General features: G+C 69.1%; 26 protein-coding genes. 8 read left to right on the top strand and 18 right to left on the bottom strand.

Annotated features, from left to right (window positions below; all coding sequences use genetic code 11):
- The first annotated feature begins 3 nt into the window (after window positions 1-3).
- Both ACIN94_RS20710 and ACIN94_RS20715 read left to right on the top strand, forming a co-directional pair.
- Complete coding sequence (locus tag ACIN94_RS20710; RefSeq protein ID WP_400708475.1) at window positions 4-1,407, top strand: STM4012 family radical SAM protein; 1,404 nt, start codon at window positions 4-6, stop codon at window positions 1,405-1,407.
- A 14-nt stretch (window positions 1,408-1,421) separates the two neighbouring features.
- Window positions 1,422-2,336 carry an STM4011 family radical SAM protein gene (locus ACIN94_RS20715; protein ID WP_400708477.1) on the top strand — a complete coding sequence of 305 codons (915 nt, stop codon included), beginning with the start codon at window positions 1,422-1,424 and terminating at the stop codon, window positions 2,334-2,336.
- On the opposite strand, the gene ACIN94_RS20720 is transcribed toward ACIN94_RS20715, so the two are convergent.
- The 3 genes from ACIN94_RS20720 to ACIN94_RS20730 all read right to left on the bottom strand — a co-directional run bounded on the left by ACIN94_RS20720 (window position 2,312) and on the right by ACIN94_RS20730 (window position 4,634).
- The gene (locus ACIN94_RS20720) at window positions 2,312-3,343 is read right to left on the bottom strand and encodes a DUF6745 domain-containing protein (protein ID WP_400708294.1); all 1,032 of its coding nucleotides are present in this window, start codon (window positions 3,341-3,343) and stop codon (window positions 2,312-2,314) included. The genes ACIN94_RS20715 and ACIN94_RS20720 overlap by 25 nt on opposite strands.
- A 79-nt stretch (window positions 3,344-3,422) precedes the next feature.
- Window positions 3,423-3,749: a hypothetical protein gene (locus tag ACIN94_RS20725; RefSeq protein ID WP_400708296.1), complete on the bottom strand. Its 327-nt coding sequence runs from the start codon at window positions 3,747-3,749 to the stop codon at window positions 3,423-3,425.
- A gap of 234 nt (window positions 3,750-3,983) precedes the next feature.
- Window positions 3,984-4,634: a TetR/AcrR family transcriptional regulator gene (locus tag ACIN94_RS20730; protein WP_400708298.1), complete on the bottom strand. Its 651-nt coding sequence runs from the start codon at window positions 4,632-4,634 to the stop codon at window positions 3,984-3,986.
- Window positions 4,635-4,726: 92 nt separating this feature from the next.
- Here ACIN94_RS20730 and ACIN94_RS20735 point away from each other — a divergent pair, with 92 nt between their 5' ends.
- Window positions 4,727-5,098 (top strand): DoxX family protein, encoded by a 372-nt coding sequence (locus tag ACIN94_RS20735; protein WP_400708300.1) that lies wholly within the window; start codon window positions 4,727-4,729, stop codon window positions 5,096-5,098.
- Between the two features lie 260 nt (window positions 5,099-5,358).
- On the opposite strand, the gene ACIN94_RS20740 is transcribed toward ACIN94_RS20735, so the two are convergent.
- From ACIN94_RS20740 to ACIN94_RS20755, 4 genes are all read right to left on the bottom strand, one after another.
- Complete coding sequence (locus ACIN94_RS20740) at window positions 5,359-6,468, bottom strand: acyltransferase (protein ID WP_400708302.1); 1,110 nt, start codon at window positions 6,466-6,468, stop codon at window positions 5,359-5,361.
- Window positions 6,461-7,201: an alpha/beta hydrolase gene (locus ACIN94_RS20745; RefSeq protein WP_400708304.1), complete on the bottom strand. Its 741-nt coding sequence runs from the start codon at window positions 7,199-7,201 to the stop codon at window positions 6,461-6,463. The genes ACIN94_RS20740 and ACIN94_RS20745 overlap by 8 nt, the downstream gene beginning before the upstream one ends.
- Window positions 7,202-7,311: 110 nt before the next feature.
- A complete protein-coding gene (locus tag ACIN94_RS20750; RefSeq protein ID WP_400708306.1) occupies window positions 7,312-7,968 on the bottom strand; it encodes a response regulator in 657 nt (218 codons plus the stop codon).
- Window positions 7,965-9,236: a sensor histidine kinase gene (locus tag ACIN94_RS20755; protein ID WP_400708308.1), complete on the bottom strand. Its 1,272-nt coding sequence runs from the start codon at window positions 9,234-9,236 to the stop codon at window positions 7,965-7,967. The genes ACIN94_RS20750 and ACIN94_RS20755 overlap by 4 nt, the downstream gene beginning before the upstream one ends.
- A gap of 224 nt (window positions 9,237-9,460) precedes the next feature.
- Between ACIN94_RS20755 and lon the strand changes: the two genes are divergently transcribed.
- Window positions 9,461-11,830, top strand: a complete 2,370-nt coding sequence (gene lon, locus ACIN94_RS20760) for an endopeptidase La (RefSeq protein ID WP_400708309.1) — start codon at window positions 9,461-9,463, stop codon at window positions 11,828-11,830.
- Between the two features lie 216 nt (window positions 11,831-12,046).
- Here the strand turns inward: lon and ACIN94_RS20765 are convergent, their stop codons facing one another.
- From ACIN94_RS20765 to ACIN94_RS20810, 10 genes are all read right to left on the bottom strand, one after another.
- The gene (locus ACIN94_RS20765; RefSeq protein WP_400708310.1) at window positions 12,047-13,006 is read right to left on the bottom strand and encodes a hypothetical protein; all 960 of its coding nucleotides are present in this window, start codon (window positions 13,004-13,006) and stop codon (window positions 12,047-12,049) included.
- Window position 13,007: 1 nt separating this feature from the next.
- Entirely contained in the window at window positions 13,008-13,490 is a 483-nt protein-coding gene (locus ACIN94_RS20770; protein WP_400708312.1) for a SigE family RNA polymerase sigma factor, read from the bottom strand.
- 26 nt (window positions 13,491-13,516) lie between these two features.
- Window positions 13,517-13,882 carry a MauE/DoxX family redox-associated membrane protein gene (locus ACIN94_RS20775; protein WP_400708314.1) on the bottom strand — a complete coding sequence of 122 codons (366 nt, stop codon included), beginning with the start codon at window positions 13,880-13,882 and terminating at the stop codon, window positions 13,517-13,519.
- Entirely contained in the window at window positions 13,879-14,319 is a 441-nt protein-coding gene (locus tag ACIN94_RS20780; RefSeq protein WP_400708316.1) for a hypothetical protein, read from the bottom strand. Before ACIN94_RS20780 ends, ACIN94_RS20775 begins: the two co-directional genes overlap by 4 nt.
- A gap of 123 nt (window positions 14,320-14,442) precedes the next feature.
- Entirely contained in the window at window positions 14,443-14,589 is a 147-nt protein-coding gene (locus ACIN94_RS20785) for a hypothetical protein (protein ID WP_400708318.1), read from the bottom strand.
- A gap of 3 nt (window positions 14,590-14,592) precedes the next feature.
- The gene (locus ACIN94_RS20790) at window positions 14,593-15,087 is read right to left on the bottom strand and encodes a hypothetical protein (protein ID WP_400708320.1); all 495 of its coding nucleotides are present in this window, start codon (window positions 15,085-15,087) and stop codon (window positions 14,593-14,595) included.
- Complete coding sequence (locus ACIN94_RS20795) at window positions 15,084-15,575, bottom strand: hypothetical protein (RefSeq protein ID WP_400708322.1); 492 nt, start codon at window positions 15,573-15,575, stop codon at window positions 15,084-15,086. Before ACIN94_RS20795 ends, ACIN94_RS20790 begins: the two co-directional genes overlap by 4 nt.
- A 3-nt stretch (window positions 15,576-15,578) precedes the next feature.
- Window positions 15,579-16,268, bottom strand: coding sequence for a hypothetical protein (locus tag ACIN94_RS20800; protein WP_400708324.1), 690 nt, complete (start codon window positions 16,266-16,268; stop codon window positions 15,579-15,581).
- Between the two features lie 326 nt (window positions 16,269-16,594).
- Complete coding sequence (locus tag ACIN94_RS20805) at window positions 16,595-16,810, bottom strand: hypothetical protein (RefSeq protein WP_400708326.1); 216 nt, start codon at window positions 16,808-16,810, stop codon at window positions 16,595-16,597.
- Window positions 16,811-16,816: 6 nt separating this feature from the next.
- Complete coding sequence (locus ACIN94_RS20810) at window positions 16,817-17,317, bottom strand: DUF4241 domain-containing protein (protein ID WP_400708328.1); 501 nt, start codon at window positions 17,315-17,317, stop codon at window positions 16,817-16,819.
- Window positions 17,318-17,593: 276 nt separating this feature from the next.
- Between ACIN94_RS20810 and ACIN94_RS20815 the strand changes: the two genes are divergently transcribed.
- Window positions 17,594-18,157 (top strand): GNAT family N-acetyltransferase, encoded by a 564-nt coding sequence (locus tag ACIN94_RS20815; protein WP_400708330.1) that lies wholly within the window; start codon window positions 17,594-17,596, stop codon window positions 18,155-18,157.
- 564 nt (window positions 18,158-18,721) lie between these two features.
- Here the strand turns inward: ACIN94_RS20815 and ACIN94_RS20820 are convergent.
- Window positions 18,722-19,132, bottom strand: coding sequence for a hypothetical protein (locus tag ACIN94_RS20820; protein WP_400708332.1), 411 nt, complete (start codon window positions 19,130-19,132; stop codon window positions 18,722-18,724).
- A 265-nt stretch (window positions 19,133-19,397) separates the two neighbouring features.
- Between ACIN94_RS20820 and ACIN94_RS20825 the strand changes: the two genes are divergently transcribed.
- From ACIN94_RS20825 to ACIN94_RS20835, 3 genes are all read left to right on the top strand, one after another.
- Window positions 19,398-19,955 carry a Fic family protein gene (locus ACIN94_RS20825; RefSeq protein WP_400708334.1) on the top strand — a complete coding sequence of 186 codons (558 nt, stop codon included), beginning with the start codon at window positions 19,398-19,400 and terminating at the stop codon, window positions 19,953-19,955.
- A gap of 301 nt (window positions 19,956-20,256) precedes the next feature.
- The gene (locus ACIN94_RS20830; protein WP_400708336.1) at window positions 20,257-21,219 is read left to right on the top strand and encodes a methionine ABC transporter ATP-binding protein; all 963 of its coding nucleotides are present in this window, start codon (window positions 20,257-20,259) and stop codon (window positions 21,217-21,219) included.
- A gap of 55 nt (window positions 21,220-21,274) precedes the next feature.
- Entirely contained in the window at window positions 21,275-21,931 is a 657-nt protein-coding gene (locus tag ACIN94_RS20835; RefSeq protein ID WP_400708338.1) for a methionine ABC transporter permease, read from the top strand.
- Window positions 21,932-21,970: the final 39 nt, after the last annotated feature.

Consider the following 21,970-nt stretch of genomic DNA (forward strand, 5'->3'; position numbering starts at 1 on the left):
CCGATTTCCGGGCGGACGCCGGAGACGGCGGACGGGGCGGGCGCGGTCTCAGTCGCCTCAGCCGCGAGCCCCTACCAGGGCTACGTGTACGCCTATCCGCACAAGACGGCGTACCGGCCGCTGGAGCCGCGCCCGTCGCTGCGGGAGGTGTGGGCGGCCGAACCGCTCGGGAGCCTCTCCCTCTACCTGCACATCCCGTTCTGCGAGATGCGCTGCGGGTTCTGCAACCTGTTCACCCGGACCGGTGCCCCCGAGGAGCTCGTCGCCGCCTACCTGGACGCCCTGGAACGCCAGGCGCGAGCCGTACGGGATGCCCTGCGGGAGCCGAGGTTCGTGACCGCGGCTATCGGCGGCGGCACGCCGACCTACCTGAGCGCGGCCGAGCTCACCCGGATGTTCGACCTCACCGAGCGGATCATGGGCATTGACCTGCAGGCCGTGCCGCTGTCGGTGGAGACCTCGCCGGCGACCGCGACAGCCGGCCGGCTCACCGTCCTGGCCGAGCGGGGCGCCACCCGTGTCTCGATCGGCGTGCAGAGCTTCATCGACGCCGAGGCCCGCGCGGCGGTGCGCCCGCAGCGGCGGCAGGAGGTCGAGGCGGCGCTCGGCCGGATCAGAGAGACCGGCTTCGAGGCGCTCAACATCGACCTGATCTACGGGATCGACGGGCAGACCGAGCAGTCCTGGCGCCACTCGCTGGACGCCGCGCTCGACTGGAAGCCCGAGGAGCTCTACCTCTACCCGCTGTACGTCCGCCCGCTCACCGGTCTGGGCCGTCGTGCCCGCGACTGGGACGACCACCGGCTCGGCCTCTACCGGCAGGGCCGCGACCACCTGCTGGCCGCCGGGTACGAGCAGGTGTCGATGCGGATGTTCCGGCTGCCGGGATCGGCCGGCGCGACCGAGTACTGCTGCCAGAGCGACGGCATGGTCGGGCTCGGCTGCGGTGCCCGGTCCTACACCTCCGATCTCCACTACTCCTACGAGTACGCGGTCGGCGCCGGTCAGGTGCGCGCGATCATCGACGACTACGTACGGCTCCCGCCCGAGGAGTTCGCGGTCGCCAACGTGGGGTTCCGGCTGGATGAGGACGAGCGGCGCCGCCGCCACCTGATCCAGTCGCTGCTCCAGGCCGAGGGACTGGACACCGCCGCCTACCGGGAGCGCTTCGGCACCAAGGTGACGGCCGACTTCGGCGAGGACCTGGACCGCCTGGCCGGCCGAGGCTGGCTGGAGCCGGTCAGTCCCAGGGACGGGGTACGTACCGGGCACGGTGGGGCCGGTGAGGTGGGCGGTGCCGGGCGGCTCCGACTCACGGCCGAGGGTCTGGCACACTCCGACGCGATCGGCCCGGCGCTGTTCTCCGGCCGGGTCGGCGAGCTGATGGCGGGATACGAGAACAGGTGAGCGGGCGCGAAGACATCGGCGAACTGCCCGTCCTTCCGGCAGCAGGGCGGGACTCCGATCATCTGACGGTCCTGTACCGCGGCCCGCTGTCGAGCTGCGACTACGACTGCCCCTATTGCCCGTTCGCCAAGCGCCGTGACAACCCCGGACAGCTCCGCCAGGACCGGGCGGCGCTGGAGCGGTTCACCGGGTGGGTGGCAGGGCGCGACCACCCCGTCTCGGTGCTGTTCACACCGTGGGGTGAGGGGCTGGTCCGCTCCTGGTATCGGCGGGCGATGGTCGAGCTCAGCCACCTCCCGCACGTCCGTCGGGTCGCCATCCAGACCAACTTCAGCTGCCGTCCCGACTGGCTGGCCGAGGCGGACCTCGACACGCTCGCCCTCTGGGTGACCTACCACCCCGGCCAGGTCTCCTATGAGCGGTTCCTGGGCAGGTGCCGGGACCTGGCCGGGCGCGGGGTCCGCTTCAGCGTCGGCATCGTCGGCCTGCCCGAGCACCTGGACCACGCCCGGCGCCTGCGGGCCGACCTGCCCGAGGAGGTGTATCTGTGGGTGAACGCCGCCGAGGGCCACCTCTACACCGATCCGGAGGCGGACCACTGGACGGCGATCGACCCGCTGTTCTCCTACAGCCGAACACCGCACCACAGCGCCGGGCAGCCCTGCCGCACCGGAGACACCGTGATCTCGGTGGACGGCGAGGGCACCGTACGGCGCTGCCACTTCGTCCCGGCCGTTCTCGGCAACCTCTACGACGGCACCTTCCGCCCGGAGGCCCGACCGTGCCCGGCGGCCCTGTGCGACTGCCACATCGGCTACGTCCACCTGGAACCGACCGGCCTCTACGATGTCTTCGCCGGGGGGATCCTGGAGCGTATCCCGTACGTGGACCGGCCCGCCGGGCCTCAGGTCTCGTGGGCCGGTCGGTAGTCGGCCTCGGACAGGTTGAAGGTCCAGGCCACGCCCTCACGGGCGGTGCGGGTGGACGGGGGCACCCGCAGCCAGTACTTACGGAAGGTGCCATCGGGCTCGGCGGTGGAGTTGACCACCTCAACCATCACAACCGGCTCGTCCTCGGGCAGGTCGATCCGCCAAAGCATGCCCGTCTCGTCCTGGTGCAGCGGGGTCGCCCCGGACTCGGCGAGGTAGCGATCGTAGCCGAAGTGCTCCAGCATGACCCGGCGCAGCTCCGCGTTGTCCTCGGCTCGGATACGCTCGGGGGTCAGCGTCGTCATGGAGGCGGCGAAGTCGGCCGGGACCGGCATGCCGCCCCAGGCGTGCACGGCGAAGCCGTCGGGGAACAGCAGCGCCGGGCCGTCGGCACGGTGCAGGCGCGACAGGTCGTCGAGGTGCAGTTCGGCGGGGCGTTCGCAGACGATGGCCACCCGTTCGAACGGCCACCACCAGCCCGCCGCCCGGGCGACCTGGACCAGCCCCTCCACCTCCGGCCTGCCCAGAGCGTCGAACAGCGACAGCCACGGCGCGTCCTGCTGGCCCAGCACCGCGTCCAGAGTGGAGGCGCGCAGCGCCGCCGCGACGGTCTCCGACTCCTCGGTCGCGGCGATGCTCCGGCGGATCTGGGTGACCAGCCTGCTGACCGGATCCCAGAGCCGGCCCCCGGTCAGCGACCAGGTCAGCGGCCAGGCGGTGGGGCCGAGCGAGGCGTGCACGTCGGCTCTGGCCTGCTCCCACGGCCCGGTCCGCACCGCGTCGCGCACCGGCTTTCCGGCGCCTAGCAGGGCGATCGCCCTCGCGCCCGCGACGGGGGAGTCGACCCAGATGATCTTTTCGGGCTCCGCCAGCCCGGCGATCCGATAGGCCAGCCGTACTCCCGCCTCGGCACCGGGACGGTCGGCGGGGCCGGATTGGAAGGCCACATCCTCCCAGCGGAGCGAGGCGGCGGTCAGGACGTCGGCCAGTTCGGTGGTGACGGTCATGATCGAAAGCTCCTCAGGTGAACGGGGACGCTTGCCCCGGCGGTGCCTCCGGACGGGGGACCAGGGTGGGACGGGGAGGTCAGTCGGCGACGACGCGGAAGGCGCCGGGGATGTATTCGCGCTGGCGTCGCACGGCGTACCACCCCTTGGGCAGGGGGATCGCGGCGTGCTCCTCGTGCACGACGCGCCCGCCGGAGGGCAGGTGCAGGAAGTGCGGGTCCATCGGCCGCAGGCCGCGGACCAGGGTGCCGGTGCCGACCACCGCGTGGGCATGGCCGGTGGCCTCGCCCAGGGCCAGCACCAGACGGCCACGGGCGTCAGGCGGCGCGGACGGTGCGGTCCGAGCCGGGGTGGGCACGGCCTCCTCGCGGACGGGCATGATCAGGATGTCTCCCTGGCGGTACATCTGGCAGGCTCCTCGGATCGGGGGTAGATCGAAGCTAGCCATCGCCACTGACATTTCTCCGGCCCGTGTAGAAGGGGGAACCGCGGCCCGGATCTCCCTCCCGCGACGGAACGGCCGCGGCGGACCGCGCGATGGACCGGGACGTGCGCCGGGCGTGCTCGGTCATGACGCCGGTGACCGGCGCGACGTGGCCGGCCAGGCGCCGGCAGGCGTCGGGGTTCGGGCGGCGCCGGGTCAGCGGTGCGGGCGGGCTGCGAGCATCGCGGCGTGCAGGCTCTCGGCCGTGGGGGCGGGAGGGAGCGGGGAACAGGCCCGGTCGGCGCGGCAGGCGTCGAGGATCAGGGAGACCAGCCGCCGCCACGCCTCCGGAGCCGCGCAGCGGGTCGAGCTGAGAACCCCGGCGTTGGCCATGAGGATCAGCATCAGATCCTGGCCGGTGAAGTCGGCGCGCAGCGCTCCTGCGGTCTTCGCGCGCTCGATCACCCGATCCGTCGCCGCCATCGCCCGCTCGCGCGGGCCCTCCAGCGCCCGGACGCCGGGGAAGCAGGCGGTGAAAGCCTCGGTCACACCCTGATCGGCGGCCTGCATACCGCAGATGTGCTCGACCAGCCCGTGGAACCCCTCCCAGGGGTCGGTGGCCAGCACCGCCTTCTCGGCGGCGTCGGCGAACTGGGCCATCCGGTCGGCCAGGATCGCCTCGACGAGCGCCTCCCGGTCGGGGAAGCGGCGGTAGAGGGTGGCGATGTTCACCTCGGCCCGGCGGGCTATCTCCTCCAGCGGGACGTCGAGACCCCGCTCGCCGAAGGCGGCACGGGCGGCCTCCAGGATGCGCTCCCGGTTGATCTCGGCGTCCTTGCGCAGCCCCCGCCGCTTGCACGATTCCATGCGTCGATTCTACGAAGTGAAGGCAACACTGCGTTTATGCTACGGTCCGTACCAAGCGAAGGGTCGCCTTCACTTATTCTTCGGAGCTCACCATGAACGTCGCCCTCTGGATCGCCCAGGGATTAATCGCCGCAGCCTTCCTCCTCGGCGGTCTCGCCAAGGCCATCCAGCCCCGGGAGAAGCTGGCCGGCAACATGCCGTGGGTGCAGGACTTCTCCAACGGCCAGGTCAAGGCCATCGGAACCGTCGAGGCGCTGGCCGCGATCGGACTGATCCTGCCGGCGGTCACCGGGATCCTGCCCGTACTGACCCCGCTCGCCGCCGCGGGCCTGGTGATCACCATGATCGCCGCCGCGGTCGTGCACGCGCGACGCGGAGAATATCCCGGCATCGCCGTCAACGTCGTGCTCCTCGTGCTGGCCGCCTTCGTGGCCTGGGGCCGGTTCGGGCCCTACGCCTTCTGAGAGGACGCTCGGAGCCTCCCGTGGCGCGATCCCGTGTCCCCGCCATGGCGGGTCCGAGGCCCTGACCCCCGGCGGGCACTCACAGACGCACCCTTTCCGGACCGGGTGCTCCAGTACGGCGACGCCGCACCGGAGCACCCGGTCCGGTGGGACGCGGGGAGGTCAGGCCGCGAGCCCGGCCCGCACCACCCGGCCGAGGCCGCCGAGCGCCTCGGTGTTGAGCAGGTAGGCGAACCTGGTCTCGCGGACCGTCAAGGTGATCACGACACCCGGTCATCAAACCTCCCTCGCCTGAGGCGAGACAGCCACGCCGTACCCAGCAGCGCGGCGAACACCGGCAACCAGGCCAGCCGGTGCAGCACCCAGAGCGGTTCGGTGGGCGGCGCCAGCAGGCCGGGCACGTCACCGAAGCGCAGCGCCGCGAGGGCGGTCAGGGCCGGCGCGGTCTGGTGCCACAGGAAGATCGTCATCGCCGACAGGTTGGCCAGCGCCACCACCGCCCAGATCCGGGGCCGCCGCATCAACCGGGCCAGCGGTTCGCGGGCCAGCAGCGCCAGCCCTACCTGCGCGATCCCGAAGCAGACCACGGCGAGTGTGGGCGGGCCAAGGTTGGAGACCTTCGCCCCCGTCACCCCCACCATGCTGGCCGGATACCCGAACCCGATGACCAGCACCGCGGTCCCGGCCACCCCGCCCGCCAGCAGGCCGGCCGCCGCCCGGCGCGAGGCGAGCGCGCCGTCCGCCCAGCCGATCCCCAGCGCGTACGGCACCAGCCATCCGGCCGCCAGGTTCGCCCACCGCAGCCAGTCCGGCCCGCCCTGCGAGAAAACGGCCGCGTCCACCACGAGCACGACCACGACCGCCGAGACGGCCACGGTGCCCGGCCGCAGGCGCAGGAGCAGCGGGGTGGCCGCGTTGAGCGCGGCGAAGACCGCCAGGAACCACAGCGGCCCGACGGCCGGAACCACCAGCGACCTGACCGCCCGTTCAGGCAGGCCGTGCAGCGCCATGCCGACCGCGATCCCCGTCCAGAGCAGGGCGAGCGGCACCACCGGCCGCAGCAGCCGTCCCACCCTGGCCCGCACCCAGGCAGGGCGATCGGTGACCGACCGCAGGCTCCGGGCCGCGGCGTAGCCACCCACGAAGAAGAACACCGCCAGGGTCTGCAGCACCCAGGACAGGGGGGTGAGCGCGGGCAGGTAACTGAGCGGGCTGGAGACGTACACCTTCCCAGCGGGCCCGTGCACCCAGGCCGTGACCAGCCAGTGCCCCGCGACCACCCCGAGGATCGCCAGTGCGCGCAGCGCGTCCATCCCCCGGTCCCTGCCCGCCGGGGTGGCCGCCTCGATCCGGGCGGCGACGCTAGCCACGTGACACCTCGCCCGTCCGGCCGAGGGCGATCAAGGTCAGGTTGCGCAGGGACACGCCGCCGGGTGCGAAGTAGTCGCTGTGCCCGGCGTCGCTCGCCGCGAACAGCCGTGCGCCGAAGGACGGGTCCGCCGGGTCGGGGCCGAAGCCGAGCGGGCCGATCCGGAGCTTGGGCACATCACGCATCCAGTCCCGGCTGCCGCTGCCCACCCAGAGCGGGATGGCGCCGAGCTCGGACGCTGCGGAGACGCCGAGCCCGGGACTGCCGACGGCGACCATGCTCGCGACGCCCGACCCGGGCGCGGCCTTGGCGCACACGACCGACCCGTAGCTGTGGCACAGCAGACTGACACGCTTGCCCGCAAGCGTCTCGGCGAGGTATCGCCGCAGCGCCACGGCTCCTCTCTCGGCGGCTCCGCCGGTCACCACCTCAAGGCTGACGGTCGCCGGGCTGTCGTACCCGAGCCAGGCCACCACCGCCAGCCGGGCCCCGGGGTCCAGCGCCCGCGCCTCGGCCAGCACCGCCTTGGCGCCGCCACCCGGAGTGCTGTACGCCTTGGCCCTGCCGCCGTCGAAGGAGGCGACCGTGGTGTCGGAGCCCGGGACGACGACCGCGACGTGCTCAGCCGTACGGAGCTCGCCGTAGACCCTGACGACACGGTCGCCCGGGGGCGCGGGGACGATCACATAGGTGAGCGCGGCGGCGGTGACCACGGCGAGCGCGCGGCGGAACATGGAGCCTCCTGTCCGGTTGGTGAACCGGACAGGACACTAGGGACCAAGATCCGTCGCCGGCGTCGTCCTGCGGTGCTCACCCCGCGGATCCCTCCCGGGGGTGAGGGGGGTCACCCGCCGGGGCGGACCAGGCCTGTCTCGTAGGCGTGGACGATCGCCTGGGCTCGGTCGCGCAGGTTCAGCTTCGCCAGGATCCGGCCCACATGGGTCTTGACCGTCTGCTCTGACAGGACGAGCTCCTCGGCGATCTCCTGGTTGGAGCGTCCCTGGGCGATGAGGATGAGCACCTCGGTCTCCCGCTCGGTGATCTGGTCCAGCCGGCCACGCGGGCGGTGCGGCCCGACGCGGGCGAACTCGGCGATCAGCCGTCTGGTCACCGAGGGCGCCAGCAGCGCCTCCCCGGCCGCGACCACCCGGACCGCCTCGGCGAGCTGCCGCGCGGAGGCGTCCTTGAGCAGGAACCCGCTGGCCCCGGCACGCAGCGCCTCGTAGACGTAGTCGTCGAGGTCGAAGGTCGTCAGGATCAGGATCTTCGGCGGGAGGTCCCCGGACGCCTGGATCTCCCGGGTCGCGGCCAGCCCGTCCATGACCGGCATCCGCACGTCCATCAGCACCACGTCCGGCCGCAGTTCGGCCGCTCTGATCACGGCCTCGCGGCCGTCGGCCGCCTCGCCCACGACCTCGATGTCCGGCTGGGAGTCCAGGAACACGGTGAACCCGGTCCTGACCATGCCCTGGTCGTCGGCGATGAGCACCCGGATCGTCACGCGTTCTCCACGATGGGCAGTATGGCAGTGATCGCGAAGCCTGTTCCGACCGGTCCGGCCCACAGGCTTCCGCCGAGCATGGACACCCGTTCGCGCATCCCGATCAGACCGTGCCCTACGTGTCCCGTTTCCGTGGGGGAACGATGCCCGGCGTCGTTCGCCACCTGGATGTGCAGCTCGGCGCCGGACCGAGTGATCTTCATTGAGACGGTCGAGCCGGGTGCGTGTCGCATGGCGTTACTCAGCGACTCCTGCGCGATCCGGTAGGCGGACAGACTCACCGCCGCGGGCAGCCCCAGCAGGTCGCCGCCCAGCTTGAGTGTCACGGTGAGCCCGGCCGAACGCGCGGTGCCGACGAGCTCCTCCAGACGGCCGAGGCCCGGCTGCGGCGCGATGTCCGGGCGCCCGTCCCCCTCCCTGAGCACGCCCAGCACGCGGCGCATCTCGGTCATGGCCGAGAGTGACAGCGCGCGGATCTCCCTAAGCCCCTCCTCCAGACGTCCGGTGTCCCCGGCCGCCCGCAGCGGAACGGCCTCTGCCTGGATGGCGATCACCGACATGTGGTGGGCGACGACGTCGTGCAGTTCCCTGGCGATCCTGGCCCGCTCCTCCAGCACCGCCTGACCGGCCAGTGCCTGCTTGCTCCGCCGCTCCTCCTCGGCCAGCCGTCTGGTGACCAGCCGCCTGGCCCGGACGTTGTAGCCGAGCAGCGCGGGGATCGCCAGCAGAATCGCGGCCATGACGATCTCGTGGCCATCGGAGGGTGAGATCGCCACGCCGAGCACCGAGATGATCAACACGCCTATGGTGATCTCCCGCTCGCAGCGGACCGCGACGGAGTAGACGACCAGCACATAGGTGATGATTCCGGGGGCTGACGCCGGCAGGCCGTTCAGGCCGTCCACGGTTGGGGCGGCGATGAACATGCCCAGCGTGCCGATCCGCCAGGCGGCCAGCGGCCAGTGCTCGCGCAGCAGCAGGGGGATGGAGGAGGCCGCGGCGGTGAAGTAGATCCGCCACTCCGGATAGGGGACGGGAATCCTGTTCTGGGACATGAGCTGGCCGAGACCGCCCTCATACAAGGCCCAGAAGAGCAGCACATTGGCCACAACGACCAGGTCGACGGAGCGCAACGGCAACAGCTGGAGGAACCGGGGCAGTGGCTTCCGCAAGCGAGGGGAGCGGGGGAACGGAGGACCGGCTCGACCGCCGACCACCGCCAGGGTCAACGGCAGGGTGAGCCGTACGAGACCGGCGGGCAGGTTCACCCGGCCAGCCTAGGTAGTCACGGCCCGGATGGCGTCATACCTGGGAGGGATCCTCCACCTCACCCGTAGGAGGTGGCATACCTGGGAGATGCGGCAGGCCCGGCGATGGCTGCCAGGGAGGAAAATTACACAATTACGATCGCTCAAAGCGAACACGCTCAACCTCGGGAACATTTTGCGGCTCCCATTAATTGAGTCGATGTAACTCAACCCTTGGAGTTCAGATGAGTGAGAGTTTGATCCTCCCGGTCCTTCCGCTCGACGACCAGGTCGTGCTGCCGGGCATGGTGGTTCCGCTGGACCTGTCTGAGAACGAGGTCCGGGCTGCGATCGACGCGGCTCAGGCTCTCAGCGACAACAAGCCGGAGGTGCTGATCGTTCCCCGGCTCGACGGCCGGTACGGTTCCGTGGGGGTCAGGGCCATCGTCGAGCAGGTGGGCAGGCTGCCCGACGGGGAACCGGCGGCCGTGGTGCGCGGTGTCGACCGCGTCCGCGTGGGCACCGGCACGACCGGTCCCGGCGCGGCTCTGTGGGTGCAGGCCACCGTGGTCGAGGCCGTCCAGGCGGGGGAGCGCGCCGAGGAACTGGCCAAGGAGTACAAGGCGCTGGCCGCCACCATCCTGCAGAAGCGGGGCGCCTGGCAGGTCGTCGACGCGATCAACCAGATGGACGACCCGTCGGCTCTGGCCGACAGCTCCGGTTACGCCCCCTGGCTGAGCACTCCGCGCAAGGCTGAGATCCTCCAGATCGCCGACCCGGCGGACCGGCTTGCGATGCTGGTCGAGTGGTCGCGTGAGCACCTGGCCGAGCTTGACGTGGCCGAGACGATCCGTAAGGACGTCCAGGAGGGCATGGAGAAGCAGCAGCGCGAGTTCCTGCTCCGCCAGCAGCTCGCCGCGGTCCGCAAGGAGCTGTCCGAGCTCAACGGTTCCTCCCCGGAGACCGAGGAGGAGGACTACCGCGCCCGGGTCGAGGCGGCCGACCTGCCCGAGAAGGTGCGCGAGGCCGCGCTCAAGGAAGTCGACAAGCTGGAGCGGACCTCCGACCAGTCTCCCGAGGTCGGCTGGATCCGCACCTGGCTCGACACCGTCCTGGACATCCCGTGGAACGAGCGGACCGAGGACTCCTACGACATCGCCGCGGCCCGCGCCGTCCTCGACGCCGACCACACCGGCCTCGACGACGTCAAGGACCGCATCATCGAGTACCTCGCCGTCCGAGGCCGCCGGGCCGCCCAGGGTCTCGGCGTGGTCGGCGGACGCCGCAGCGGAGCCGTGCTCGCGCTGGCCGGCCCTCCCGGAGTCGGCAAGACCTCGCTGGGTGAGTCCGTCGCCCGCGCGATGGGCCGTAAATTCGTCCGCGTCGCCCTCGGCGGCGTCCGTGACGAGGCCGAGATCCGCGGACACCGGCGCACCTACGTCGGCGCCCAGTCCGGCCGGATCGTCCGGGCCATCCGCGAGGCCGGCTCGATGAACCCGGTCGTGCTGCTGGACGAGGTGGACAAGGTCGGCTCCGACTACCGGGGCGATCCGACGGCCGCGCTGCTGGAGGTGCTCGACCCGGCGCAGAACCACACCTTCCGCGACCACTACCTGGAGGTCGAGCTCGACCTCAGCGACGTGCTCTTCCTGGCGACCGCCAACGTGCTGGAGGCCATCCCCGGCCCGCTGCTGGACCGCATGGAGATCGTGACGCTCGACGGCTACACCGAGGACGAGAAGGTCGCGATCGCCCGCGACCACCTGCTCCCGCGCCAGCTCGACAGGGCCGGCCTCACCGCCTCCGACGTCACCGTTGAGGAGGAGGCGCTGCGCAGACTGGCGGGCGAGTACACCCGGGAGGCCGGAGTCCGGTCCCTGGAGCGCTCGATCGCCAGGATCCTGCGCAAGGTGACCGCCAACGTCGCCCTCGGCGAGGGCGAACTGCCCGTGACGGTGGGCGACCTGGTCCCCTACCTCGGCCGCCCGCGCCACGTGCCGGAGTCCTCGCTGCCGGAGTCCCGCCAGCGTACGGCGGTGCCCGGCGTGGCCACCGGCCTCGCGGTCACCGGCGCCGGCGGCGACGTCCTCTACGTGGAGGCGTCCCTGGCCGACCCGGAGACCGGTGAGACCGGCCTGACCCTGACCGGCCAGCTCGGCGACGTCATGAAGGAGTCCGCCAGGATCGCGCTGTCCTACCTGCGCTCACGAGGGGCGGAGCTGGAGCTGCCGGTGGCCTCCCTCAAGGACCGCTCGGTGCACGTCCACTTCCCCGCGGGTGCGGTCCCCAAGGACGGCCCGTCGGCCGGTGTCACCCTGACCACGGCTCTGGCCTCGCTGCTGTCGGGCCGTCCGGTCAGAAACGACGTGGCGATGACCGGCGAGGTCTCCCTCACCGGCCGGGTGCTGCCCATCGGCGGGGTCAAGCAGAAGCTGCTGGCCGCCCACCGGGCGGGCATCACCACCGTGCTGATCCCGGCACGCAACGAGCCCGACCTGGACGACGTCCCCGAGGCCGTCCGCAACGAGCTCACCGTCCACGTGGTGAGCGACGTGCGGGAGGTCCTGGAGATCGCGCTCACCCCGGCCAAGGTCGCCGAGCCCGCCGCCGCCTGACCCGCCCCTCCGACGACGGCCCGCCCTCCGCAAGGTGTATTCGAGGGGCTTCTGCTAACACGCTTGTTAACACAGTGCCGCAGAGAGGTGTGGGACTGACAGAAAGAACGGCAGGACCCCGGAGCTGTGGGGACCTGCCGTTCCTGCAAAAGCTTCTAAGCCTTGTCCCCCTCGTCGAGGGGGATCTGGCGTCAGAGGTCGCTCATGCACCTATTGTCAGTGTCTGGCCATGCCGGGCACCACGATCAGCGAATCCGGCGGCAGTTCGAATAGCGGGTGTCCGCCCGCTGACACCTTGCCCGCATCGGAGACGACGTAACCGGCCCGGCTTGGCCCGAGTGGCTGACCGCTCAGCCGGTACCGCGTCAGCTCCTTGCCGTCCAACCCAAACTCGATCATGGTGTTGGTCGCGTGCACGAGGGCGTAGATCCGGTCCTCGTGCACCACAAGTGATGGGCCGCCGTCCTCGTTGATCAGCTCCGCGTCCCCGGTGTCCAACACGATCGGACGGCCTCCCACCGTTAGCTCCACTCTCGTGGTCCGCTTGCCGTACTGGCTCTCTCCGAAGAGCACCAGCTCACCCCGCGCGAGTCCAACCGGCTCGAAGTCCTTGGGTACCTGGGGCTCGGTGACTTGTCCGGCGGCCAGGTCGAGCAGGTAGTAGGCGCTGACGTGGCCGCTGGCGTGACTGGCCAGTAGGAGCGTACGGGAGTCGGCCGACCAGGCCCACGGGCTCACGACCTCCCCCGGTCCCGCTGAAGGGCTCTGGTAGAGAGTGGTTCCGGTCAGGTCCTTCAGCTGGAAAGCGGTCGGGGTGGGCGTGCCGAGCCAGCGCCCATCGGGGGACAGGGTGAGGTTGCCCGGCGGCGGCGCGGTCTGTTTGCCGAGCAGGACCTGCCGCCCGTCGGTGAGCGTCAGGTAGGTCGCGCAACCGTACATGCAGGCCGTGTGGATGCTCCGCCCGATACCCGACGGTTGCGTGGCCACCGAGTTCACCTGTGACGGAGTCGCCCGCGTGAACCACAGGCCGCTCGTGATGGCGAGTACGGCTACCGCCGTACTGACGATGGCCAGCCGCCGCCGTCTCATGATGGCGAGGGCCTTCCCCGAGTCGGCGTAGTGGCCCGCCTCCTGCTCCAGTGCGCGGTAGGCGTCCCGCAGTGTCTCATCTCCCATGTCAGGCCCCCAGCAGTTCGGGCGCGAGTTGCCGCAGCCGCTTGAGCGCGTCGTGGGTGTGGCGCTTGACTGTACCCACCGAGCACCCGAGCTGCCTGGCGATCTCCGCCTCCGACAGGTCCTCGTAGAAACGCAGGTAGAGCACCGCACGCTGCTTGGCTCCAAGCTGGGCCAGCGCCCGCACCAGCATGACCCGGCTGTCGGTTGTGCCCGACGGGTCCGGTTCGGCGGTCTCCGGCACCTCGGAGGTGGAGAAGAATGCCAGCTTGCGCGGTCGCCGCCAGCTTCTGAGCTGGTTGAGCATGATGGTGCGGATGTAGGCCTCAGGGTTGCCGCTCGCGGCGATCCTGCTCCAGCGGCCCGCCACCTTCACCAGGGTCTCCTGGAGCAGGTCGGCCGCGGCGTGATGATCGCCGGTAAGCAGGAAGGCGGTCCGCGACAAGGCCTGGCCGCGGGCGGCCACGAACTCCTGGAAGCCTCTCACGTCAGTTACAACCCATGGGGGCCGACTCAAGGTTGAGTCATCAGCAAGATTAATCCCGCCAGCAGCACCACGGCGGCTCTGGACCAGCTTCGCACGGAGACCCTTTCGGCGGCGCCGAAGCACAGGCAGACCGCCTGACCACCGGTGGCCAGCTGGTAGGTCTGCACGGCGGTGAAGGCCGTGCCCAGGGCGGTCGCCACGACGCCGACCACCACATGGGGCGCGGGCGAGAGCGCCAGCGCGACGGCGAGCGCCTCCACGACCAGGATCGCGAAGGCGCCCGCCCAGGGCAACGCCAGACTTCGGCGGAACGCGGTGAAGTGCCGTGCCTTGCCCAGTACGGCAAGAGCGAGCAGGACGGCCAGGCCGTACCGGACAAGGAGCAGAATCACCGGAGGACCACCAGGACGGACAACAGGGGAACGAAGGCGAGGACGAACAGCAGCTTCATCTTCGGAAGGGTGAAGTCGAAGGCCTTGTCCGCCGCCATCTTGTCCCGGGCGAGCAGGAAGGTGAGGAGCATCAGCGCCCGGGCCAGTGCGAACCCGGCGCCTGCCAGGAGCGCGTCGGACCACGAGCCGAGCAGGAGCAGGCAGAGCGCCATGATGTGAGGAAGACCGGTGGGCGAGTAGGTGCGCATACCGGTGCCCATCTCCGCACCGAACTGTACAGAGCCCCAGAAAGGTGTCATCGCCACGAACTGTGGCACCAACCGGGCGTTCTGCAGAAGCGGGAACTTCAGCACGTCGAACTCCCGCAGGATGAACACCACCGCGGCCAGCCCGGCCAGTATCTGGCAGACGAGCTCGGGCAGCGGAGATCGGAGCACCGAGCCGACGATCATGAAAGCGAACGCCGTCGGGAGCGCCCCGAGGAAAAGGCCGATGATGAAACCGGCCGCATCAGAACCCCGTCGGACCGACGAGGACAGCACCCAGGCGCTGTTAAGGCTTCAAACCGAGCCGGACAGGGAGAACCCTGCCACCAAGGCTGCAGCCAGCCAGACGAAACCACCGGGGCCGTACCACAGGGCCGCCATCTCGGCCACCACGATGGCCGTGAGGCCTGGGACGAGCAGGCGAGTAGCTGCTGCGGGCATCGGTTAGATCGCGGTCCTGCAGATGGAGAACAGGGTGATGTTCGTGTTGCTACCGCCGCAGTCGTAATACATGTACCAGCCGTCCGAGCACTTGCGCCTGGCGACCGAACCGGTCCACCGCCAGGCGTTCCGCCCGGCGCACGAGGTGGTGTCGGGCCAGTATTTGTAGCGTCCACAACCGCTCCAGTGGCTGCTGTCGTCCTTGTGCCAGCTGCCGGAACAGTTGTTGGTGTAGACGGCCGAGGAGGGCGTGCAGACGGTGCTGGAGTTGAAGTAGCCGTGGCAGCCGTCCGTCCATTCGGTCAGCGCGTCGGCCGCCTTCGGCTTCGACCAGGGCAGCAGGTCCAGCGCGCCGAGCCCGCTGGCGATGGTCACGCCTGCGATGGTGCCGAGCAGGCTGCGCCGGCTCCAGCGGCTGTCCTTCAGCGCGACCCGGGTGGGCTCCGCGTTCTCCGGCATCTCGGTGGCACTGGGGATCCGGCTCAAGATGTCAGTCACAGCGAGACTTCCTTTCTGGCGACCGCGCGTTTGGCGAGGTCGGCCACGACGTCTCCCGAGCCAGCGGGAGTGGTGTAGACGATCACGCCCTGCTCGTCCACGACGAGCAGGGCCGGCGTGTACGGGACGTTGATCGACCGCCAGACCTGGGGATCGTTGATGAGCTGGACGTTCTCGGGTAGTTGCTTGTCGAATCCGGGATCGTCGGAGACGACGGTGAAGCCCACGCTGTCCGGCAGGTCGGGGGCCACCTTGGCGATGGCCGCCACGACCTCCTCGCAGAGGGGGCAGCGACGGTTGATCTTGGCCACGATGGTGGTCGCCCCGGGGCGCCCGATGGACAGGCTCTCCTGGGCCAGCTTCACCCCCACGCCGCTGAAGGTGGCCAGCTCCAGCTCCTTGACCCGGCGATACAGCCCGGCTCCCGCGGCCATCAGCAGGGCGACCAGGATGAAGAGAACGATGACGGCGGCGGTGGTGGGTTCCACCCGTCACGCTCCCCAGGTGACGCTCTTGACCCTGGTCAGGAAGTCGGCCGCGGTCGCCAGCGCGTTGGTCTTGGCCAGCGCCGACGGTGCGTTCTGCTGGCCCCTGCGCGGGACATCCCACGGATCAATCGTGACCACCGCGGTCTCAGTGACCAGCATGACCGATTCGTACTGCGGCCCTTCGGTGTTGTTCAGCCGCCATACCTCGCCGGCCGGGGCGGACAGTCCCCGCCAGCGCGGCACCTGAACGAAGGACAGGTTCTTGGGTTCGACCTGCAGGGTTCCCACCCCTGCCACGGGCAGGAAGTACTTCGCCCGCTCGAGGGTGAAGCGCTGGCCAGGAGCGGCGGTCAGCCCCTCGGGCGTGTCGGTCCACTGGACCCTGGAGAGCGTCTTGATGACGTCGTTGGCCTCCCATTCGGGCTCGTAGTACATGCCGTGCGCCATGTGCCACGGCCCCACCCACGCCGCCCACCTGCCGCCGGGCATGTCGGCGCAGTCGTAGATGATGACTTCACCGCCGCTGAAGGTGAACCTCTCCCGCTCCGTGCCACGGATCGCGTTGACCCCGGCGCCCAGCGCGCTCTTGGGCGCCAGCTCCAGCGCCCAGACGTCCGAGGTGTTCTCCCGGCTGCCGTATCGAGGAGTGAAGCGGATATGGCCGTTCCATGCGTGTAGGTCCTCGGCGGTCACCCCGTCTAAATCGAGAGTGACCAGAGAATTGTTTATCGCGCGGACAGTTGAAATCTGTCCCATCTTTATCCTTTCGGGGAGGTAAGGATCATGACTTTTCCAAACTTTCACAGAGGGGATCATGAAAGTCAATGCTGGATTTTCCGGGCGCCTTCCTAGGCTGATCAGGCTTCGCGGCAAGGGTTGATACTCCAGTCGCGCCCGCACGGCCTCAGGCTCCTGCGGTGTCATCCTCCTCACCCCCGAGTAGGAACACACCGTTACAACTCCAGGTAGCCAAGCCCTACTAGCGGAAAGTCGGCGTAGGTTCGGATAGAATCGGCCATTCAGGCGATATCTGCACTAATAATGGCTTCTAGGGCGAGAACGCCGTCGATGATTGACTGGAGGAACTGGGCTTCGACCTCGGGGCCGGCGCGGGATTCGACGAGCCGGCAAACCTCGGTGAGTACTGGGCCGGGGTGACGTTCGAGGAAGTCGAGACAGCGTTTATGGTCGTTATCGTCCGCTTTGAACAGCGCGACGAGGGGGGCCGGTGTCACCGGTGATCATGCAGTGAACCGGCCGAGTCCGTTGCGGATGATGTCTTCCGAGCGCGCGGCCAAGTCGTGTTCAGCGTGCATGGTCTTGGCGAAGGGGTTCACCGCTCGCCGAGCGTCTGATCCACATCGAGTACGCGCCGTCACCCATCCCGCAGTCGATCTCAAACCCGAAGAACCCTCCTCCCTGGGTTTTGAAGGGACTTGGCCGGGACGTAGCGCCATCTCCCATAAGGAGACGTATTCGTCCTTGATCGCCACCTTTACGGCAGCCACCCTCTGCCAGACACGCGGCCTGTTGAAGTCGACCATGGACAGCAGCACCCGATAGCGGCCGGGAGCAAGCTCCTCGGTGAACGCTTCCCCGCCGCCCTCGGGATCTGCGACCCAGGCGTCGTTGCCCCGGACGGCCAGCCGCCCCGTAGCGAGGGTCACCGCGCCCATATCGAGGACCTCGATCTCGGCCGAGTCGCCATCGGGCCAGGCGTATCTCGTCCCTTGCTGGAACATGGGCCCGAGCCGCATCCGGCTGAGGAGCCCCCAGTCTTCCGGGCGGCGGCGACCCGGGCCATAGCCGCACCGCGCACCCGCCGTACCCAACGAACCCACCGTGCACAGCGACACGCCGCCGCTAGGTCGCTTCGGACCACCGGCCCCGCCCGCTACGCGGCGCCTATGGCATCCTTCGGATCGGCGCCATCCGTCCCACTCCCGTTGAAACCCGGCTCTCCCCTGGTATTCCAGTCGATTACCGGATCTACCAGCGGCCATGCCAGCCTCTACGCCATGCTCATCAGATTCGGAACAAGGGACGACGCCGAGCGCATTGCAGTGCTGCACACCAATAGCTGGCTGACCGCCTACGCCGGGATCATGCCCACCAGCTATCTGAACGGGCCACTGCTTGACGAGCGCAGGACCATGTGGAACACACGACTCACCACCGTCGCCCCGGAACAGGATCACACCTCCTGCCTGCTGGTGGCCGTCGAAGACACCGCCCTCTTGGGGTTCGTCTACCTCACCCTCCAAGCAGACGGACGCATCTTGCTCGACAACCTGCACGTCCAGCCCGGACGCAAGCGTTCCGGAATTGGCCGTCAGCTCATGCATCACGCCTTCACCTGGGCTACCACACGGCATCCGGGCAAGGCCGTCTACCTGGAAGTGCTACACGACAACGCTTCCGCGATCGCTTTCTACCGGCGTCTCAACGGCCACCCCACCAAGGAGTTCATCGAGCGCTTCCCCGCAGGGTTTGAACTGCCCGTCGTCGAGTGCGCCTGGAATCCGGATGCTGTCCGCTCACTCGCCGACCACCGTTCCACCAGTGATCGTCTCGCCTTCTAAACGCCTCCGGCGAGGGTGCTCTGGGCCCGGGATGATCACGATTGCCGAACGAGAGTCGTAGCTGGCTGAGGTGATCGTGCGGGGGAGGAGCGGCGGGTTTCCGCTGGAAAACGATCCTTGCTCAGAGGTATGTCTGGGAGCCGCCTTGGGAGCCACCCGGATAGACGACGGCGGATCGAGGCGAACGAACGTGAACGGTCGGGGCTACACGACCAGCGCCACGAACCGATCCGAACGCCGTTGGAGATCGTTCGGGAACCTACGGATTGGAAGGTCACGTCGTGTCCGTTACGTGCCTGTAAGGAGGGTGAGCAAGGGGGAATCGTGGGGACTCACGGGCAAAGAAGAATCGCCCCTGACCCGGCCCGCAGCAGCTCAGAGGGGTGCGTACCGAGATTTTCCAAACTGGTGATGCAACGGCGAAGTCGATACCAGTTCAGAGGCGGGCGGTCGAAGAGGTGGTACTTCGCCCTTCAATGCCGGCTCACTGATCACCACGACAACGAGTAGCAGACTTCCTGCGTGGAAACTTCTAAGCCGACCGAGCGTATTGGACGCCCTAGATCATCTGGGTTCGGACTGGACGATCCGATTGGTGATCAGGTGCAGAAGGGAAGACAGTTCATCCCCGGTGGACTTGTGCTGTGGCGGATCGCCCACATAGTGCTCAGAGAGAAGTCCTGTGGCGCTGAGGTGGGCGATCACCGCGGCCTTGATCTCCGGACGTGGCATGGATTCAGGCAGCCGGAAGGCGATCACATCGAGTGAGTCAAGCCCGACCCCTGGATAGCGGGCCTTCACACGGCCGATATCGGGATCGGGGTCGTGGAGATGTAGCCAGGTCCTGACTTCCGGAGGAAGGCCAGTGGTCCCTACATAGATCACATGGCCTTCAAACAGCCAAACGTAGACCCAAGATCCGGAGTCGGTGAGGTCTCCACTGCGGATATGCAGCTCTACCAGATCGCGTCCCATGTGAGGATCTTTCCGCAAACGGCGCTGATTGGCTCTCGGGATTTCAGACCTCGCGGAACCGAAGGGTCGGAGCCCAAGCGGTATGCGAACTGAGAGACCTACCTACTGGGGTGCTACGAGGGTTCCGGACAGACGGCCCAACGGCGCGGCGACACCGGAAAGGTCACTTCTGGTCTGGGAGGCCTCTGCCGCGCGCCACACCGTCCTGGACCTCTCCCGCATCAGCGATGCACCTTGCGCCAACTAGAGTTTGATCGGCCACCACGTGGACAAGACCCCGGGCGCCGTACGGCCCGGCGGCGTCTACGTCCGCAACTCCGCGACAGGCGAGGTCGTCTACGAGGGGCCCGACGCCGAGAAGGTGCCGGCGCTGCTGGGCGAGCTGGTCGACTGGCTCAACGCGGGCGACCTGGACGCGCCGAGCCACGTGCGGGCGGCGATGGCCCACTTCAACCTGGTGAGCATCCACCCGTGGCGAGACGGCAACGGCCGGATGTCACGCGCCCTGCAGACGCTCGTGCTCGGCCGTGACCAGATCACCACCCCGGAGTTCTCCTCGATCGAGGAGTGGCTGGGAGGTGCGGAGAACACGGTCGACTACTACCGGGCGCTGAGTGCCGGCGGCAGGCGGAACTGGAGCCCGCACGGCGACACGCTCCACTGGGTGCGTTTCTGTCTGCGCGCTCACCATCTGCAGGCTCAGCAGGTCCGGCGTCGCCTGGCGGAGGCGGGGGAGGTGTGGACGAGTTCGCCGCCCGGGTGGCTCCGCTCCGCGACCCTTACCGGAGCACGTGATCGACATCACATAAGATGTCGGGAATAGGGGTAACCGGGGCCCATGTTGACGCAGATGTGAACGTGAGCGTGGCACACCAGGGCGTCATGACCTCGCAGGGGCGAGGGATGTGTTACGGCCTGCGCATGTGTGAGATGCCCGGCATGTGCCGCATGCGCTGAGCCTCCGCCACGCCCGCTCCCCCCTCACGAAAGCCCCCGACATCATGAGCTGCCCCGCGGACACCTTCGTTCTGCGCCGTTTGAGCCATCTTCCCTTCCCTCCCGGCACCCTCTAGCCCTTCCCCGTCCTGAGGTCTTTTCGGGTCCACTCATGTTGGGGAACAGCTGTGATTGATGTGTCAGGCCTGCGGAAGGTCTATCGAGATCGGGGCCGCGAGGTGGTCGCCGTCGACGGCGTCGATCTCCACGTCCGTGAGGGCGAGATCTTCGGTGTTCTGGGGCAGAGCGGTGCCGGCAAGAGCACCTTGCTGCGCTGCGTGAACCTTCTGGAACGGCCCACCGAGGGCACCGTCACCGTGGCCGGGCAGGAGCTGACCGCGCTGCGGGAGGCCGAGCTGCGCAGGGCCCGGCAGCGGATCGGGATGGTCCACCAGCACTTCGCGCTGCTGTCCTCCCGCACGGTCGCCGGAAACGTGGCCTTCCCGCTGGAGGTCATGAAGGTCGGCAAGGCCGAGCGGGCCAGGCGGGTCGCCGAGCTGCTGGAGCTGGTCGGGCTGGCGGACAAGGCCGGGGCTTACCCCGCGCAGCTGTCCGGCGGCCAGAAGCAGCGGGTCGGCATCGCCCGCGCGCTGGCCGGCAACCCCTCGGTGCTGCTGTCGGACGAGGCCACCTCGGCGCTCGACCCGGGCACCACCCAGTCGATCCTGGCCCTGCTCAGAAGCCTGAACCGGGAACTTGGCCTGACCATCTTGCTGATCACCCACGAGATGAACGTGGTCAAGTCGATCTGTGACTCGGCCGCCATCATGCGCAACGGCCTGGTGGAGGAGTCCGGAACCCTCCCGGAGCTGATCGCCAGGCCGGGCTCCCGGCTCACCGCGGAACTGTTCCCCCTGCCCGCGCCGGATCCCGGCAGCGTCACGATCACCTTCACCGGGCAGGCCGACGAGCCCATGGTCTCGGAGGTGGTCCGCAGGTTCGACGTGGACATCAGCATCCTCGGCGGGGCGCTGGAGGAGGTGGCCGGCGTCTCCGCCGGACGCCTGCGCCTGCGTCTCACCGGTGACGAGCGCGCCGCCGCCCTCACCTACCTGTCCGGGCGTGGACTGCTGGTCGAGGAGGCCCGGTGAACGGGCGAGCCGGTAGGGACGGCATCGAGGGACCGCGGCCGACGGAGGAGATCGCATGACGTGGGATGAGATGGTTCCCCTGCTGGGGGAGTCGACCTGGCAGACGGCCCAGATGGTCGTGTGGTCCACCCTGTTCACCGTGCTGCTCGGGCTGCCGCTCGGCGTGGCGCTGGTCGTCACCGATCGGGGCGGGCTGTTCCCCTCCTGGATGTTCAACCGGGTGCTCGGGCTTATCGTCAACATCGGCCGTTCCCTGCCGTTCATCGTGCTGATGATCGCGGTGATCCCGCTGACCCGGCTGATCGTGGGCACCACCATCGGCACCGTCGCCTCGGTCGTCCCCCTGACCCTCGGCGCCGCGCCGTTCTTCGCCCGGCTGGTGGAGACCGCGCTGCGCGAGGTCGGTCAGGACAAGGTGCAGGCGGCCCAGGCCATGGGCGCCGGCGGTCCCACCATCGTCGGCAAGGTCCTGCTCCCCGAGGCGATGTCCGGCCTGGTCGCGGGGCTCACCGTGACCGTGGTCGCGCTGATCTCCTACTCGGCGATGGCCGGGGCGATCGGCGGTGGAGGGCTCGGTGACCTGGCCATCCGCTACGGCTACCAGCGCTTCGAGACCACGCTCATGGTGGTCACCGTCGTCGTGCTGATCGTCATCGTCCAGCTCGTGCAGACCCTGGGCGACACCGTCGCCCGCCGTCTCGCGCGCCACTGACCCCCTTCTACTCCGCTCCTACTCCGCTCTGCTCCCGAG

Source organism: Streptosporangium sp. NPDC087985, assembly GCF_044741965.1.
Lineage (GTDB): Bacteria > Actinomycetota > Actinomycetes > Streptosporangiales > Streptosporangiaceae > Streptosporangium.